Raw genomic sequence first — 15,197 nt, 5'->3', positions numbered from 1 at the left:
AAGAGGAACTGTCCTGCATGAATACCCCTTCCGAATTCGCGCTCAGCCGGCGCGACCTGCTGAAACTGGGCGCGGGCTCGGCGTCCGTGATCGCGATACCCACGGCCATGGCTGACGTCCCCGGCGCACGTGAGCCGGCCCGCGCACCGGTCGTCGAAAAAGTGAACTTCCGCGTCAATGGCAAGAAGCAGTCGCTGCAGCTGGACACGCGCGTGACCCTGCTTGATGCGCTACGCGAGCACCTTCAGCTGACGGGCACCAAGAAGGGCTGCGACCACGGACAATGCGGTGCCTGCACCGTCATCGTGGATGGGCGGCGGATCAACGCCTGCCTGACGCTGGCTGTGATGCACGAAGGGGCCGAGATCACCACCATCGAAGGGCTGGGATCACCGGATGACCTGCACCCCATGCAGGCGGCCTTCGTCAAGCATGACGGCTACCAGTGTGGTTATTGCACCCCCGGCCAGATCTGTTCGGCCGTGTCGGTGCTGCAGGAAATCAAGGACGGCATTCCCAGCCATGTGACGGGCGACCTGCAGGCAGGCGCAACGCTCAGTGCCGAAGAAATCCGCGAACGCATGAGCGGCAACATCTGCCGCTGTGGCGCCTATTCCAACATCGTGGACGCGATCGAAGACGTGGGAGGCAAGCGCGCATGAGAGCCTTTACCTACGAACGCGCCCGCACGCCGGCCGAAGCGGCGGCTGCTGCTGCACGTACCCACGGCGCGCGCTTCATCGCTGGTGGCACCAACCTGCTGGATCTCATGAAGCTCGAAATCGAGATCCCGACCCATCTGATCGATGTGAATGGCCTGAAGCTGGACACCATCGAGGCAACCGACGACGGCGGCGTACGCATCGGCGCCCTTGTCCGCAATACCGACCTGGCGGCCGATGCGCGCATCCGTCGTGACTATGCGCTGTTGACACGCGCACTCGTTGCCGGTGCCTCCGGCCAGCTGCGCAACAAGGCAACGACCGCAGGCAACCTGCTGCAACGGACCCGCTGCCCATATTTCTATGACACCGCCCAGCCCTGCAACAAGCGCCTTCCCGGCAGCGGCTGTGCGGCTATCGGCGGTGTCAGTCGGCAGTTGGCGGTCATCGGCACCAGCACGGCCTGCATCGCGACCCATCCCAGTGACATGGCGGTGGCGATGATGCTGCTGGCGGCCGTGGTGGAGACCGTGCGGCCCGACGGCAGCACGCGGCAGATTGCGCTGGACACGTTCTATCGCGCACCGGGCAGTACCCCGCATATCGAAACCCTGCTCGAGAAGGGCGAACTGATTGCCGCCGTCAGGTTGCCTGCGCCGCTGGGTGGCACGCATCTGTATCGCAAGGTGCGCGACCGCGCGTCGTATGCCTTCGCATTGGTGTCTGTCGCGGCGGTGATCCAGGCCGACGGCAGTGGCCGTGTTGCGCTGGGCGGTGTCGCCTACAAGCCGTGGCGCAGTGACGCAGCCGACGCCCTGCTGCCGCAGGGCGCGCAGGCCGTGATCGGTGCGCTGCTCCAAGGTGCGGCGCCTACACCGGAGAACCAGTTCAAGGTCCAGTTGGCGCAGCGCACGCTGGCGTCGGTATTGATGCAGGCGAGGAGCTGATCCATGAAATTCGACACCCCTGCGGGACGCAATCCCATCGACCAGATGAAGGTGGTCGGCAAGCCGCTGGACCGTATCGACGGTCCGCTGAAGACCACCGGTCACGCGAAATATGCCTACGAGTGGCATGAGGCCGTGCCCTCGCCTGCTTATGGCTACGTGGTCGGTGCTGGCATCGCCAAGGGCCGCGTGACCTCGATGGAGCTTGACGCGGCGCGTCGCTCACCGGGCGTGCTGGCCATCGTCACCGCCGACAATGCGGGCACCCTGCACAAGGCGGGACGCAATGCGGCTGCGCTGCTCGGCGGCCCTGAGGTGGCGCACTACCATCAGGCGCTGGCGCTGGTCGTCGCGGAAACCTTCGAGCAGGCACGCGCGGCCGCTGACCTGGTGCGTATCCGCTACGCACCCGCGAAGGGCGTGTTCGACCTCGATGCCGCGAAGGCGGCCGGTGGGCCACTGCAGGACACCGATCCAGACGCGCGCGTGGGCAGTTTCGAAAAAGCGTTCGGCGAAGCGCCGGTGACGCTGGATGCCACGTACCACACGCCGGATCAGTCCCACGCCATGATGGAGCCGCATGCATCGCTGGCCGCGTGGGAGGGTGACCAGCTGACGGTGTGGACGTCCAACCAGATGATCGAGTGGGGCAAGAAGGACCTGGCCAAGACGCTCGGCGTGCCCGAGGACAAGGTCCGGTTGATCTCGCCGTACATCGGCGGCGGCTTCGGCGGCAAGCTGTTCATCCGCTCCGACGTGGTGCTCGCCGCACTGGGGGCACGGGCGGCCAAGCGCCCGGTGAAACTGGCGCTGTCGCGGCCGTTGATCGCCAACAACACGACCCATCGCCCCGCCACCATCCAGCGCATCCGCCTGGGGGCCACCGCAGAGGGCACGCTCACCGCGATCGGGCATGAGTCCTGGTCGGGCAACCTGCCGGGCGGCTCGCCGGAAGAGGCGATCCAGCAGACCAAGTTCCTGTACGCCGGTGCGAACCGCTTGGCCGGCCTGCGATTGCATACGATGGACTTGCCGGAAGGCAACGCGATGCGCGCGCCCGGCGAAACGCCCGGACTGATGGCGCTGGAAATCGCCATGGATGAGATGGCGGAGAAGCTCAAGCTGGACCCGGTGGAGTTCCGCATCCGCAACGACACGCAGGTGGATCCCTCCGATCCGAAGCGTCCGTTCTCCCAGCGCCAACTGGTGCAGTGCCTGCGTGATGGTGCTCAGCGCTTCGGCTGGGACAAGCGGTCCGCCGTTCCCGCGCAGCAGCGCGATGGGCGCTGGCTGGTCGGCATGGGGGTCGCTGCAGGCTTCCGCAACAATCTGGTGATGAAATCCGGTGCCCGCATCCGCCTGGATGGCAAAGGCCACGTCACCGTCGAAACGGACATGACGGATATAGGTACCGGCAGCTATACGATCCTGGGCCAGACGGCCGCTGAAATGCTCGGCGTGTCGCTCGATCAGGTGACGGTGAAACTCGGCGACTCGAGCTTCCCTGCATCGGCCGGGTCGGGTGGCCAGTGGGGCGCGAACAGTGCGACGGCAGGTGTATTCGCGGCGTGCACCAAGCTGCGCGAAACCGTGGCGGCGCGATTGGGCTTCTCCGCCGATACCGCCACCTTCGCCGATGGCACGGTACGCGATGGCACGCGTTCGGCACCGCTGGGCAAGGCCGCAGCCGACGGTGAACTGGTGGTGGAGGACTTCATCGAGTTCGACAAGCTGCAGGAGCAATACCAGCAGTCGACGTTCGCCGCGCACTTCGTCGAGGTGGGCGTTGACATGGCCACCGGTGAAAGTCGCATCCGTCGCATGCTGGCCGTGTGCGCGGCCGGCCGCATCCTCAACCCGAAAACGGCGCGCAGCCAGGTCATCGGTGCGATGACGATGGGCATCGGCGCGGCGCTTTCAGAGGAGCTTGCCGTGGATACGCGCCTGGGCTTCTTCGTCAACCACGACCTGGCCGGTTACGAAGTGCCGGTGCACGCCGACGTGCCACACCAGGAGGTCGTATTCCTGGACGAGGCAGACGCCGTGTCGTCGCCGATGAAGGCAAAGGGCGTGGGCGAGCTGGGCCTGTGCGGGGTGAGCGCGGCGGTCGCCAATGCGATCTACAACGCGACAGGGGTGCGCGTCCGCGACTACCCGGTCACCTTGGACAAGCTGCTGCCGGGCCTGCCGGATATCGCGTGACCCTGCCCTTCAATGAAACGGTGATGGAGGTGCACGACGCCGGGCTGCCGCAGGTGCTGGAGGCGTGCATCGGCGCGCTCGGCACCGGCGAACCGGCGGCCATCGCGGTGGTGCTGGAAACGCTGGGCTCGACCTACGCGCGTGCCGGCACGGTCGTGTTGTTCGCCCAGGATCAGCACGTGGGTTGGTTGAGCGGTGGCTGCCTGGAGCCGGAGATTGAACGCTGCGCGCTGCAGGCCGCGTCCGAGGGGCGCATCGACTGGATGGAGATCGACACCCGCGATGACGCCGCGCTGTTCAGCGGCAACGCCGTCGGTTGCCGGGGCTGCCAGCGCATCGCGCTGATTCCGCTGGGTGCGTTGCCGGGGTGCACGCCCGTGCTCCAGGCCTGGTTGGATGGGGCCGGCGCGCTGCGGCTGGCACTCGATGCGTCTGGGGGTGTCAGACTGGCCTGCGACACGCAGTGCAGCGAGGCACGTCTGCCAGTGCAGGCGGTGCCGTGGTCTGCCGAGCAGACCCGTTGGAATCTGCAGTGGGCGCCCCCGCCACGGGTTCTGCTGCTGGGTGCAGGGCCCGAGGCAACGCCTTTGGTTCCTGCGCTGCGCGGTCTCGGATGGCGGGTAACCGTCAACGACCCGCGTGTCGCATGGCGTGAGCGCTGCGCGCTGGCGGTGGCCTCGGACGGAGTCGAGGCGGCGCTGGCCGAAGGCGGTCCGTTCGATGCGGTGCTGGTCATGCACCACAACTTCGAACTGGACCTGCAGGCCTTGCACGCCCTTGCTGCAACGCAGGTACCCTTCGTGGGCCTGTTGGGCCCTGCACGGCGTCGCGATGACCTGTTCACGCTGCTTCCGCCAGCTGCCGTCGAGGCCTTGGGGGACCGCCTGCGTTCGCCGATTGGTCTGGATCTGGGCGGTCGCGGACCCCATGCGATCGCGTTGAGTATTGCCGCCCAACTCCAAGCATGGCGCCACGCGTCCGCGTTGCCCGTTTCATGACGACGCGTGCACCTGCCCACGCGGTCGTGGTGTTGGCCGCCGGCGGCAGCACGCGTCTCGGCCAGCCCAAGCAGTGGCTGTGCCGCGATGGAGAAACCCTGTTGCACCGCGCTGTGCGCCTGGCGACTGAGACGGCGCCGGACGCGGTGTGGGTCGTGGTCGCTGAGGCGAACGAGGCCACATCGCAGGCGCTGGCGGATCTCCGCTGCACGCAGCTGGTCAACACGAGTCCCACTGCGGACATGGCTGACAGCCTCCGTACGGCAGCCGATGCGGTGCGGGCAGTTCCGCAGGTGCTGGTGATGCTGTGCGATCAGCCGGCGCTGACGCGGGGGCACCTGCGGGCATTGCTGGACGGTGGACGCGGGTCCGCCTCTGGCTGCGCTGCAACGTTGCTGCACGGGCTGGCCGCCGTCCCAGCCGTGGTGCCGGGACACTGGTTCGACGCGGTGCCCTCGGGCACGGGCCGCGGGGGATTCCGCCAGCGGCTGCGCGCGCTTCCGCGCGAGACGGTGTTTCTGCTGCCCAGCACGGAACTGGAGTTGGATATCGACACACCGGACGACCTGCGCGCCGCGCGCCAGCAGGGGCTGATCGACGCCAAGGGTTGAGGCGTACCCGGCATCACGCACGACACCGATCCGGTAGCGCCGAGCCACGCTCGGCGAGCGCAGCGGCGCCTTCGTCACCCCGCACGTGGCCGGCATTCCGCCGAGCACGGCTCGGCGCTACCCGGTGTCGCACGGTGATGGCTTCCGCCGGTGGCCGGCGTAGCCGGGGCCGCGGGGCGTTGTGGGACGGTAGCGCCGAGCCACGCTCGGCGAGCGCAGCGGCGCCTTCGTCACCCCGCACATGGCCGGCATTCCGCCGAGCACGGCTCGGCGCTACCCGGTGTCGCACGGTGATGGATTCCGCCGATGGCCCGCGTTGCCGGGGCCGCGGGGCGTTGTGGAAACGGTAGCGCCGAGCCACGCTCGGCGAGCGCAGCGGCGCCTTCGTCACCCCGCACGTGGCCGGCATTCCGCCGAGCACGGCTCGGCGCTACCCGGTGTCGCACGGTGATGGATTCCGCCGATGGCCCGCGTTGCCGGGGCCGCGGGGCGTTATGGGACGGTAGCGCCGAGCCACGCTCGGCGAGCGCAGCGGCGCCTTCGTCCGGGACCTTACTCTGCCCGGGTCATCGAATACGGGGCGTCGGCGCCCTGCCCTGGCCATGCGGTGTTCGGCTCGGCCTGCATCACGAAACGCAGCTCGCCGCCTGCCAGGATCTCATCGTGACGCAGGAACGCTCGCTGCAGCGGCGTGCCGTTGAGCGTGACGGAACCGACGTAGGCGTGTCCGGCCTTCAGCCCATCGGCGACGATGCGGAACGTCTTGCCGTTAGGCAGATGCAACGCCGCCTTCGGCAGGAACGGACGGCCGATGATGTACTCGCCACTGCCCGGTGCCACCGGATAGAAGCCCAACGCCGTGAACAGGTACCACGCCGACATCTGTCCCAGGTCATCGTTGCCGGCCAGCCCGTCGGGACGATCGGCGTACTGCGTGTCCATGATCTGCTTCAGGCGTGCCTGCGTGCGCCAGGGCTGCCCTGCGTGGGCGTACAGGTAAGCCACGTGATGGCTGGGTTCGTTGCCGTGTGCATACCAGCCGATGAGACCGGTGATGTCCTCCATGTGCTCGAACACCGACGGATCCACCTTCGCCTCGAACACCTGGTCCAGCCGGGCCAGCAGGGCGTCGGCCCCGCCGTGTGCGTCGGCCAGACCCCGCACGTCCTGTGGCACATACCAGGAGTACTGCCATGCATTGCCCTCGGTGTAGTCGGTGCCGTAACCGCTGGCCGATGGATCAAACGGCGTACGGAAGCTGCCATCGCGCTTGCGCGCCCGCATGAAACCCGTCTCCGCATCGAACGCATGTTTCCAGTTGCCGGCGCGCTTGTTGAAGGTCGCGGCCACGTCGCTGCGGCCCATCGCCTCCGCCATGCGGGCGATGGTCCAGTCGTCGTAGGCATATTCCAGCGTCTTGCTGGCCGCCTCGCCTTCTTCGTCGATCGGCACCCACCCCAGCTCACGGTACTGTGCGATGCCATCGTAGGGGCCGTGGTTCGCGGTCGCGACCATCGCATCCAGCGCCTTGTCCGCATCGAAGCCACGGATGCCCTTCAGGTACGCGTCGGCGATCACCGGGACCGCGTGGTAGCCGATCATGCACCACGTTTCCTGGCCATGGAACGACCACACCGGCAGCATGCTGTAGGGGCTGTGCTGCTGGTGGGCCAGCAGCGAATTGATGAAATCGCTGTTGCGCTGCTCCGGCTGCACCAGGGTCAGCAGCGGATGCAGCGCGCGGTAGGTATCCCACAACGAGAACGTCGAATGGTGGCGGAAGCCTTCAGCGCGATGCACGGCATTGTCGGGGCCGCGGTACTGCCCATCCACATCCATCGACAATGTCGGGCCCAGCAGCGAGTGGTACAGCGCCGTGTAGGCACTGCGCTGGTCGGCGCGCGGTGCGTCGATGTCCAGGACGCCCAGCGCGTCGGTCCACTTCTTTTTGGCCTCGGCGCGCACGCGGTCGAAATCGTAATCCGGTACCTCCGCATCCAGGTTGGCGATCGCGCCGGCCTCACTGACCGAAGAAATCGCGACCTTCACCACCAGCGGGCCCTGAAGCGTGCCGAAGTCGAAGCTGGCCACCAGCTGCCGTCCTTCGATCTGCGCCCGCTGCAACGGCGACCCGTGGCCCGGCGGCGGAAACCCCTTGTAGGCGATGTCCGTTTCCGTATTGTGCAGCGCATGCGCCTGCAGGGGCCGCGAGAAACGCAGGGCGAAGTACAGCTGCCGACCCGGCGCCCAGCCCCGCGTTTCGCGGAAGCCGGTCACGGTGCCATCGTCGCGCACCCGCAGGCGCGACCACAGGATCTTGCCGGGGTAGTCGTACAGGCTGGTGCGAAGGTCCAACAGCACCTTCGCTTCATCGCCCTTGGCGAACGCATACCGGTGCACACCGACGCGCTCGCTGGTGGTCAGTTCGGCGCGTACGCGATAGTCGTCCAAGGTGACGGCGTAGTAGCCGGGCTCGGCTTTTTCGTCGTCGTGCGTGAAGCGGGAGGCATAGCCACTGCGCGGTTTCTCCGGATCGCCCCGCTCCAGGCCCGGATCACCGGTGTACGGCATCAACAGCACGTCGCCCAGATCGGAATGCCCGGAGCCCGAGAAATGCGTGTGCGAGAAGCCGACGATGCTGGTGTCGTCATGGCGGTAGCCAGCAGCCCAGTCATAGGCCTTCTCGCGGGGCTGGATGCGGGTATCCGGACTCAATTGCACCATGCCGAACGGCACCGTGGCGCCGGGGTAGGTGTGACCCTCACCCGCCGTGCCGATGAACGGGTCCACCGCGGCGAACGCGCGCTCCCCGATCGTGGCTGCGCTGGTGAGGCTTGAGCCGGTGACCAGGCAGATGCCCGCAGCCCAGGCCACCCAGTGACGCGTCACGCTGATTCCCATGGTCGGCATTTAGATCGATTCAGGAGAGTCGATCCTAGCATCACGAAAGCATGCCAGCATGTTGCAGTGCCGCGCCTGCGCGCGACATGCCAACCTCAACGCGCCAGCGTTGCCGCCAAGGCGTCGAGATCATCCGCGACAGCGGGACGCACTACCCGGCCTACTTCCTGCCCATCGCGCAGCAGAATCAACGTCGGCCAGAGCTTTACGCTGAAGGAGCGACCCAGTGGCCGCCCCTTCCCATCTTCCACCCACTGGTGCGGCACGCCGTGCTGCTGCACAAACGCTGCGACCAGCGGCTTGGCCAGCTGGCAGTGCCCGCACCAGGTCGCGCCGAACTCCAGCAGCAGCCAGCCGCTGCCCGCATCGATCTGCGCGCGGGACGGTTCGCTGGCCATCGCGGGGTCAGGCGCGGTCTGCATGCTGTCAGCTCAGTGCGCGCTGGATGTCTTCCAGCGGTGCGTTGGTGAAGTCCTTCGCCAGGTCGCGTACGAGTCGCGACTGCACTTCTTTGTGCAGCTGCGGACGGATACGTCCCAGCGTCTGCGGGTCGGCGATCAGTACCAGGTGCGCATAGCGGTTGTTCAACGCATCATCGTTGAGCTGCTCGGCCAACTGCTTGGCAAAGGTTGCTTCGTTGAGCTGCGAGATGGTCATGTCTTTCGGCACCGCGCCCGACGGGCCCTGCCCGGATACGCCGGCATCACTGACATCACGCAGCACCAGCTCATCCTGCTGCTTGAGCTTCAACTCCGTCTTGCTGCCGACGTTGGTGAACACGCGTGCAGAACCGCCGTCGGCCACGACGATCAGGGTACCTTCGGGAATGGGGGTGTGCTCGGTCATGGCGTGTGCTCCGCTTGAGGTGATCAGGAAAGTAGTCACCACCGTAGAGACACGGATGTAAGCATCCTGCGTGCCCGGTGTGTGCGTACCGTGCATTTCCCACCCTCAGCAGGCAGCGAAACGTGACGGGATGTCGCGCAGCGCGTGCACTTCAAGCGTAGGCGTCGCACTGCCGTCGTTCGGCAGCCGTGCGGGATTGAACCAGCAGCTGTCGATGCCGTAACGGTTCGCGCCCAGCACATCCGCCTCCAGGCGGTCACCAATGATCACCGTCTGCGACTTCACGAACCGGCGTGCCATCGCGGTGCTGAAGGCGAAGAAGCGTTCATCCGGCTTGGCATGTCCACAGGCCTCGGACGTGGCAACGAAACTGATGCGATCTGCGAGGCCGGATACGGCGATGCGCCGCGACTGCACCTGCTCGATGCCGTTGGTGATGATGCCGATCTCGCCCTGCGCGGCCAAGGCATCGCACAGCGCACGTGCGCCGTCGATCAGGACCACCGTCTGCGGCAGCCAGTCCAGATAGGAATCACTTGCCCTGCGCGGATCGGCATCGATGCCATGCAGCGCGAACAGCCGGCGGAAGCGCTCGACCTTCAGCACATCCTTGCTGATCTCACCTTTTTCCAGCGCGGTCCACAGACCCCGGTTTATCCCCTGGTAGTCCGCGAACACCGCCTCTGCCGTATCGGGCACACCCAGGCTGGCGAGCATGCGCTTGAAAGAAAGCCGCTCCGAGGCCCTGAAATCCAGCAGCGTGTCATCCAGATCGAGCAGGAACAGGTGGTATCTCATGCGGTGCAGCGTGGTTCGTGGGAGCTGCAGGCTAGCACCCCGGTGCGCGGGGTGCACAGGGCACCACCTACCACCGGGATGCCGCCGACGCTGTCAGATTTGCCCCTTGCTGGACGAGGACGCGCTCGTATCTGCTGTGCGCTGGATCACAGCCGACGCTGCGGTCCTGTCGCTCCCGTCCAGTGACCCGGTCGGCGGGCTGCTCCCTCCCCCCTTTCCCAGGAGACCTCCATGCAGGAGCACGCTAACGCTCATGCCCATTTCGGCTGGTTCAAGCGGCGACGCCACATGCGCGTTGGCGAAATCACCGTCGTCGACGCGCCGATGCTGCGCCGCGCGGTGGGTGCTGCGGCGCTGGGCAACGCCATGGAATGGTTCGATTTTGGCGTATATGGCTATCTCGCCGTCACGCTGGGCCAGGTTTTCTTCCCGGCCAGTAATCCAGCGGCACAGCTGATCGCGACGTTCGCCACGTTCACGGTCGCCTTCCTGGTGCGGCCACTCGGCGGGTTGGTGTTCGGACCCCTCGGGGACCGCTATGGGCGACAGAAAGTGCTGGCTTGCACGATGGTGCTGATGTCGCTTGGTACGTTCAGCATCGGCCTGATCCCGACCTACGATAAAATCGGTCTGTGGGCGCCCGCGCTGCTGCTGCTGGCGCGCTTGCTGCAAGGGTTCTCCACCGGTGGCGAATACGGTGGTGCGGCCACCTTCATCGCCGAGTATTCCACCGACCGCAACCGCGGACTGATGGGAAGCTGGCTCGAGTTCGGCACGCTGGGAGGCTATATCGCCGGTGCAGGGACCGTGACCACCCTGCACCTGCTGCTGAGCACGCCACAGATGCTCGACTGGGGGTGGCGCATCCCGTTCATCGTCGCCGGCCCGCTGGGGCTGCTGGGACTTTACATGCGGATGCGGCTGGAAGAGACGCCGGCGTTCAAGGCCTATACCGAAGAAGCCGAAAAACGTGACCATGAGCGACCAGGCCTGGGCGAGCTGCTGCGCGTGCACGGTCGGCAACTGCTGGTCTGCATGGGGCTGGTGCTGGTGTTCAACGTCACCGACTACATGCTGTTGACCTACATGCCCAGCTATCTCAGCGTCACCCTCGGGTACGCCGAGAGCAAGGGGCTGCTGCTGATCATCATCGTGATGCTGGTGATGATGCCGTTGAACATCGTCGGCGGCATCTTCAGCGACCGGCTCGGCCGGCGCCCCATGATCATCGGGGCCTGCATCGCGTTGCTGCTGCTGGCCATCCCCTGCCTGCTGCTGGTACGCAGCGGTCACGATGGGCTGATCTTCCTCGGTCTGCTGCTGCTCGGCGTGGCATTGGTGTGCTTCACCAGCTCGATGCCGTCCACCCTGCCCGCCTTGTTCTATACGCCCGTGCGCTACAGCGCCTTGTCGATCGCGTTCAATGTGTCGGTGTCGCTGTTCGGTGGTACCACGCCGCTGGTTACCGCCTGGCTGGTGCACCACACCGGTGATCCGATGATCCCCGCGTACTACCTGATGGGGGCAGCCGTGATTGGACTGGTCACCATGCTCTTCGTGCGCGAAACCGCCGGCCTGCCCCTGCGTGGCTCGCCGCCTGCCGTGGCCAGCAGCCAGGAGGCCAGTGCACTGCTGCGCAGCGATGCCAACGTGACCGTGGATGACCAGTTGCCATCCTTGCAGCCGGACGCTCCCGCTGCACCGCTCCGCGGGGGCTGACGCAGCTGCGTCTGATTGGACAAAAAAACACCCCGTCGTTGCCGACGGGGTGCCTGCGCGTTCGATGACCACGTGCGCTTGCGTGGATCAGGCCGCTTTAAGGACCTGACGATAATCGTCGTGATTGGCGATTATGGTTTTTGCGCCGGTAACGTCGGTCGCCTCCCGAGCCGTCCACGCTGATTCCTCGCCACGTCGAAACCAATACAGCCCCTTCAGCTGAGCATTGGCCCCCCAATACTCACGTGGTGGAGCTGGCGGGACTCGAACCCGCGTCCGCAACGCCTCCTCTTTGCTTCATACAGCCATAACCCCGTTGCCAACGACTGCGTGAGGGTGCGTCCCGATACCGGCGACGCAGGGCTATTGAAACAGGCGCGGACACACGCAGCTTTCAGGAATCGCGCATGCGGCTCAGTGGCGCCGCTGCCGGACCAGCCCGGCCAGGGCGCGGGCGGTGCTCGCCGCAGCGGCCGGCTTCTGCAGGCGCACGCAGGCGGCCTGCATCCCGCTTTCGACGGTGTCGTCATAGCCGGTGACCACCACATAAGGCAGGCCCGCCGCCTGCAGCGCCTTCACCAGGGACGCCTCTGCCCCCCGTCCGAGGTTGAGATCGACCACCGCAGCATCCACGCGGCCCGTGGACAATGCATGCAGCGCGGTGGCGGCCGCCGAATGGGGGCCATCGACCTCGGCACCGGCGCTGCGCAAGGCCGCTGCGGTGTCGTGCGCCAGATAGAAATCGTCCTCGACCACCAACACCCGGCAGCCGGCCAGCAGGGCTGCATCGCCCAGGTCGACCGACCCACCGCCCACGCCGGCACTGCTCGGCGCGTCGGTCTGCAGGATGCTGTCACGCTGGCGCAGGGGGAACGAAATCTGCGCCTCGGTGCCGTCCGGACTCATGCGCATGTGGCCCTCTCCGTCCAGCTCGTACGGAATGCGCTCTTCCACCAACGCCATCCCGAAACCACGGCGACATGGCTGCTGCCAGTCGTCGCGCGGCGCATGGGTCTCCCGCCAGCGTACGTCCAGCCAGCGTTCCGGCCCCCCTTCGCGCAGCGACCAGGTGACGTCGACCCGCCCGCTCGGCTCGCGCAATGCACCGTGGCGTACCGCATTGCTGGCCAACTCATGGATCGCCAGCGACAGCACTTCGGCGGCCTTCGGTGGCACCACGGTCGATGGCCCACGCAGCACCACCCGCGACTCGGTCGCCGCGTGCGAGCCCAGTTCGTCGGTCAGCAAGGTGCGCAGATCGATGCCCACATTCGCTGCACGCGTCAGCAGCGCCTGCGTGCGCGCAAGGGACATCACCCGGCCCGACAACCGCTGTGCATAGTCCTCCACGCTGGTCGCCGACTCGCGCGTCCGCAGCGTGATCGATCCGATGGTGGCCATGATGTTGCGGACGCGGTGCTGCAGTTCGGCCACCAGCACGCTCTGGTGCTCCGTCCAGCGGCGTTCGTCGGTCACATCACTGGATATTCCCGCGATGCGGGTCACCCGCCCCTGCGCATCGAAGAGTGGAAAAACGGTGTCGCGGATCCAACGGAACTGGCCATCGGACGGCCGTAACACGCGGAACTCATGTACGCGCCGGGTACCGTCGCGTACGTCACGCAGCGTGCCGATCGCGGCGTCCCGGTCGTCGGGCACCACGCGTGCCGCCCACTCCCGCAGTTCGCAGGCCGCTTCGTCAGCGGCGATGCCGTACACCGAATCGAAGGCGGTGCTCTGCAGCTCGGCAGCCAGCGTATCGGCGTCGCGTATCCACAGCACATCGGACGAGGCCGCAGCAAACTGCCGGAAGCGCTCTTCATTGAGGCGCAGGCGCTCGTTGCTCAGACGCAGCTCGGCCTCTGACCGTTCGCGCTCCACGCGTGCGACATGCTCGGCGGTGGTGTCGAACATGGTGACCAGCACGCCCTCGATGTCACCGTGGCCGTCGCGCAGCGGGCTGTAGGTGATGGTGAACCAGACATCCTGCAGCGCGCCACGCCGGTGCAACGGATAGCATTTGTCGGAGAATACGAGGGTTTCGCCCTGCCACACCCGGTCGTAGATCGGGCCGTTGATGTGCCACACCTCGGGCCAGCACTCGGCGGTAGGCTGCCCCAGGCCGGCCGGGTGTTTTTCCGCCATGATCTCGGCGTACCCGTCGTTGTAGATCTGCAGCAGATCAGTGCCCCACAGCACGATCATCGGGAAGCCATGGGCCGCCATGAGATCCACCGTGGCCTGCAGGTGGGGTGGCCATACGGCCTGCGGACCCAATGGGCATGCGGTCCAGTCATGCTGTCTGATGCGGTCGGCCATGCCGATACCGCTGAGGTCCTTCACCCGCGCGCCGGGCGCTCGTCGCTGGCCGTCGGTGCGGTACAGGGAGGGGTCCGTCTGGCTCGCCATGGGGGTGTCACCCACCGCGGATCGCAGTCGGCGGACCCATCGCGGTCTGCAGGATGCGCGTCAACGCTTCCAGCCGATAGGGCTTGCCGCAGCGCGGGGTGTCAGCGAAGCGCTCCGGCACGTTGTCGTCGTAGCCGGACGTGAGCACGAAAGGAATATTGCGTTCAACAAGCCGGTCCGCGAGCGGGTACACCAACTCACCGCCCAGGTTGATGTCCAGCAGGGCACCGTCGATCTCCTGCTCGTCCACCAGCTCGGCCAGTTTTTTAAGGTTTCCAGCCGGGCCTACTACATCCACACCCTGCATCTGCAGGTATTCCACGAGGAACATGGCGATGTTGTACTCGTCCTCGGCAACCAGCACCCGCTTGCCGTCCAGCCCGCCTGTGTCCTTCATCGTTCCCGTCACGCGTTCCTCCTGCTTGTGCGCGCGCTCGTTGAATGCGCTGCGCGGTGCTGCCATGGGTATGGGGTGGATGATGCTGCAGATGCAGGGCAACGCAACGTGAGGGATGGGTTCGGCAGCGGTGATTGCGCGATTTGCGTCAGATCACAGCGCCGTGGGCTCGAAACGAGGACGCTGTACGTCACCTCTGTCGAAAGGCGATATCCATGACTGCCGCCGCTCCGCTCGTGCCCGCCGCCGTCGCGAAGTCAACGACAAGCTTCCCCTTGCAGGTCATCAGCCTGACGGGCGCATGCTGGGAAGGGCGGGTGCGCGAGGCCAGCGTCCCCGGTGCAGAGGGGCGGTTGGGGATCATGGCAGGCCACCTGCCCCTGTTGGCGCCATTGCGCGAAGGTCTGGTCCGCCTGTTTCCGGAGCAAGGCGAAACGCCCGTGGACATCCATGTGACCGGCGGCTACCTGGAGGTCCAGCCTGACCAGGTCATCGTGCTGGCCGACCTCGCCTCACGCAGCAGCGCAGTGGACGCAGCACGTGCCGACGAAGCCCGCCAGCTGGCGACCTCCCCCCTGGCGGCGGCCCTCACCGACGACCGCTACAGTGCTGTGCACGCTGAACTGGTCGCCCACCTCGCCCACCTGCGCCGCCCGCTCCGCCATCGCTGAGCGGCCGCCAAGCCGATCACGACCCGCGGGCAAGGG

The 15,197-nt window shown here is 66.5% G+C and carries 13 protein-coding genes; 7 read left to right on the top strand and 6 right to left on the bottom strand.

The genetic code is table 11. The features are described 5' to 3' along the window. The first annotated feature begins 17 nt into the window (after positions 1-17). The 5 genes from paoA to ABRP17_RS17600 are packed head-to-tail and all read left to right on the top strand — an operon-like array spanning position 18 to position 5,420. Entirely contained in the window at positions 18-662 is a 645-nt protein-coding gene (gene paoA, locus ABRP17_RS17620) for an aldehyde dehydrogenase iron-sulfur subunit PaoA (protein ID WP_188323960.1), read from the top strand. Further along, positions 659-1,609, top strand: coding sequence for a xanthine dehydrogenase family protein subunit M (locus ABRP17_RS17615; protein ID WP_192079606.1), 951 nt, complete (start codon positions 659-661; stop codon positions 1,607-1,609). The genes paoA and ABRP17_RS17615 overlap by 4 nt, the downstream gene beginning before the upstream one ends. Before the next feature lie 3 nt (positions 1,610-1,612). Then, positions 1,613-3,811 carry an aldehyde oxidoreductase molybdenum-binding subunit PaoC gene (gene paoC / locus ABRP17_RS17610; RefSeq protein ID WP_349984304.1) on the top strand — a complete coding sequence of 733 codons (2,199 nt, stop codon included), beginning with the start codon at positions 1,613-1,615 and terminating at the stop codon, positions 3,809-3,811. Next, the gene (locus tag ABRP17_RS17605) at positions 3,808-4,809 is read left to right on the top strand and encodes an XdhC family protein (RefSeq protein ID WP_349984305.1); all 1,002 of its coding nucleotides are present in this window, start codon (positions 3,808-3,810) and stop codon (positions 4,807-4,809) included. The genes paoC and ABRP17_RS17605 overlap by 4 nt, the downstream gene beginning before the upstream one ends. Next, entirely contained in the window at positions 4,806-5,420 is a 615-nt protein-coding gene (locus ABRP17_RS17600) for a nucleotidyltransferase family protein (RefSeq protein WP_349984306.1), read from the top strand. The genes ABRP17_RS17605 and ABRP17_RS17600 overlap by 4 nt, the downstream gene beginning before the upstream one ends. Positions 5,421-5,972: 552 nt before the next feature. Here ABRP17_RS17600 and ABRP17_RS17595 read toward each other — a convergent pair. The 4 genes from ABRP17_RS17595 to ABRP17_RS17580 form a co-directional block, all read right to left on the bottom strand. After that, positions 5,973-8,330, bottom strand: a complete 2,358-nt coding sequence (locus tag ABRP17_RS17595; RefSeq protein WP_349984307.1) for a GH92 family glycosyl hydrolase — start codon at positions 8,328-8,330, stop codon at positions 5,973-5,975. Positions 8,331-8,416: 86 nt separating this feature from the next. Beyond that, positions 8,417-8,743 carry a thioredoxin family protein gene (locus tag ABRP17_RS17590; RefSeq protein WP_349984308.1) on the bottom strand — a complete coding sequence of 109 codons (327 nt, stop codon included), beginning with the start codon at positions 8,741-8,743 and terminating at the stop codon, positions 8,417-8,419. 4 nt (positions 8,744-8,747) lie between these two features. Beyond that, positions 8,748-9,167, bottom strand: coding sequence for a host attachment family protein (locus ABRP17_RS17585; RefSeq protein WP_192079614.1), 420 nt, complete (start codon positions 9,165-9,167; stop codon positions 8,748-8,750). Positions 9,168-9,272: 105 nt separating this feature from the next. Then, positions 9,273-9,965 (bottom strand): YjjG family noncanonical pyrimidine nucleotidase, encoded by a 693-nt coding sequence (locus ABRP17_RS17580; RefSeq protein WP_349984309.1) that lies wholly within the window; start codon positions 9,963-9,965, stop codon positions 9,273-9,275. 231 nt (positions 9,966-10,196) lie between these two features. On the opposite strand from ABRP17_RS17580, the gene proP reads away from it, so the two are divergent. Next, positions 10,197-11,684 (top strand): glycine betaine/L-proline transporter ProP, encoded by a 1,488-nt coding sequence (proP, locus tag ABRP17_RS17575; RefSeq protein ID WP_349984310.1) that lies wholly within the window; start codon positions 10,197-10,199, stop codon positions 11,682-11,684. 414 nt (positions 11,685-12,098) lie between these two features. On the opposite strand, the gene ABRP17_RS17570 is transcribed toward proP, so the two are convergent. Both ABRP17_RS17570 and ABRP17_RS17565 read right to left on the bottom strand, forming a co-directional pair. Then, the gene (locus ABRP17_RS17570) at positions 12,099-14,093 is read right to left on the bottom strand and encodes an HWE histidine kinase domain-containing protein (RefSeq protein ID WP_349984311.1); all 1,995 of its coding nucleotides are present in this window, start codon (positions 14,091-14,093) and stop codon (positions 12,099-12,101) included. Positions 14,094-14,100: 7 nt separating this feature from the next. Next, on the bottom strand, positions 14,101-14,556 hold the full coding sequence (locus ABRP17_RS17565) for a response regulator (RefSeq protein ID WP_349984312.1): 456 nt from the start codon (positions 14,554-14,556) through the stop codon (positions 14,101-14,103). A gap of 149 nt (positions 14,557-14,705) precedes the next feature. Here ABRP17_RS17565 and atpC point away from each other — a divergent pair, with 149 nt between their 5' ends. Continuing rightward, positions 14,706-15,161 carry an ATP synthase F1 subunit epsilon gene (atpC, locus tag ABRP17_RS17560; RefSeq protein ID WP_349984313.1) on the top strand — a complete coding sequence of 152 codons (456 nt, stop codon included), beginning with the start codon at positions 14,706-14,708 and terminating at the stop codon, positions 15,159-15,161. The last annotated feature ends 36 nt before the right edge of the window (positions 15,162-15,197 follow it).

Origin of the sequence: Stenotrophomonas sp. WHRI 8082, from assembly GCF_040223995.2 — a bacterium.
GTDB lineage: Bacteria > Pseudomonadota > Gammaproteobacteria > Xanthomonadales > Xanthomonadaceae > Stenotrophomonas.
The sequence above is the reverse complement of the archived record's forward strand: the minus strand, read 5'-3'. Positions and strand labels throughout refer to the sequence as shown.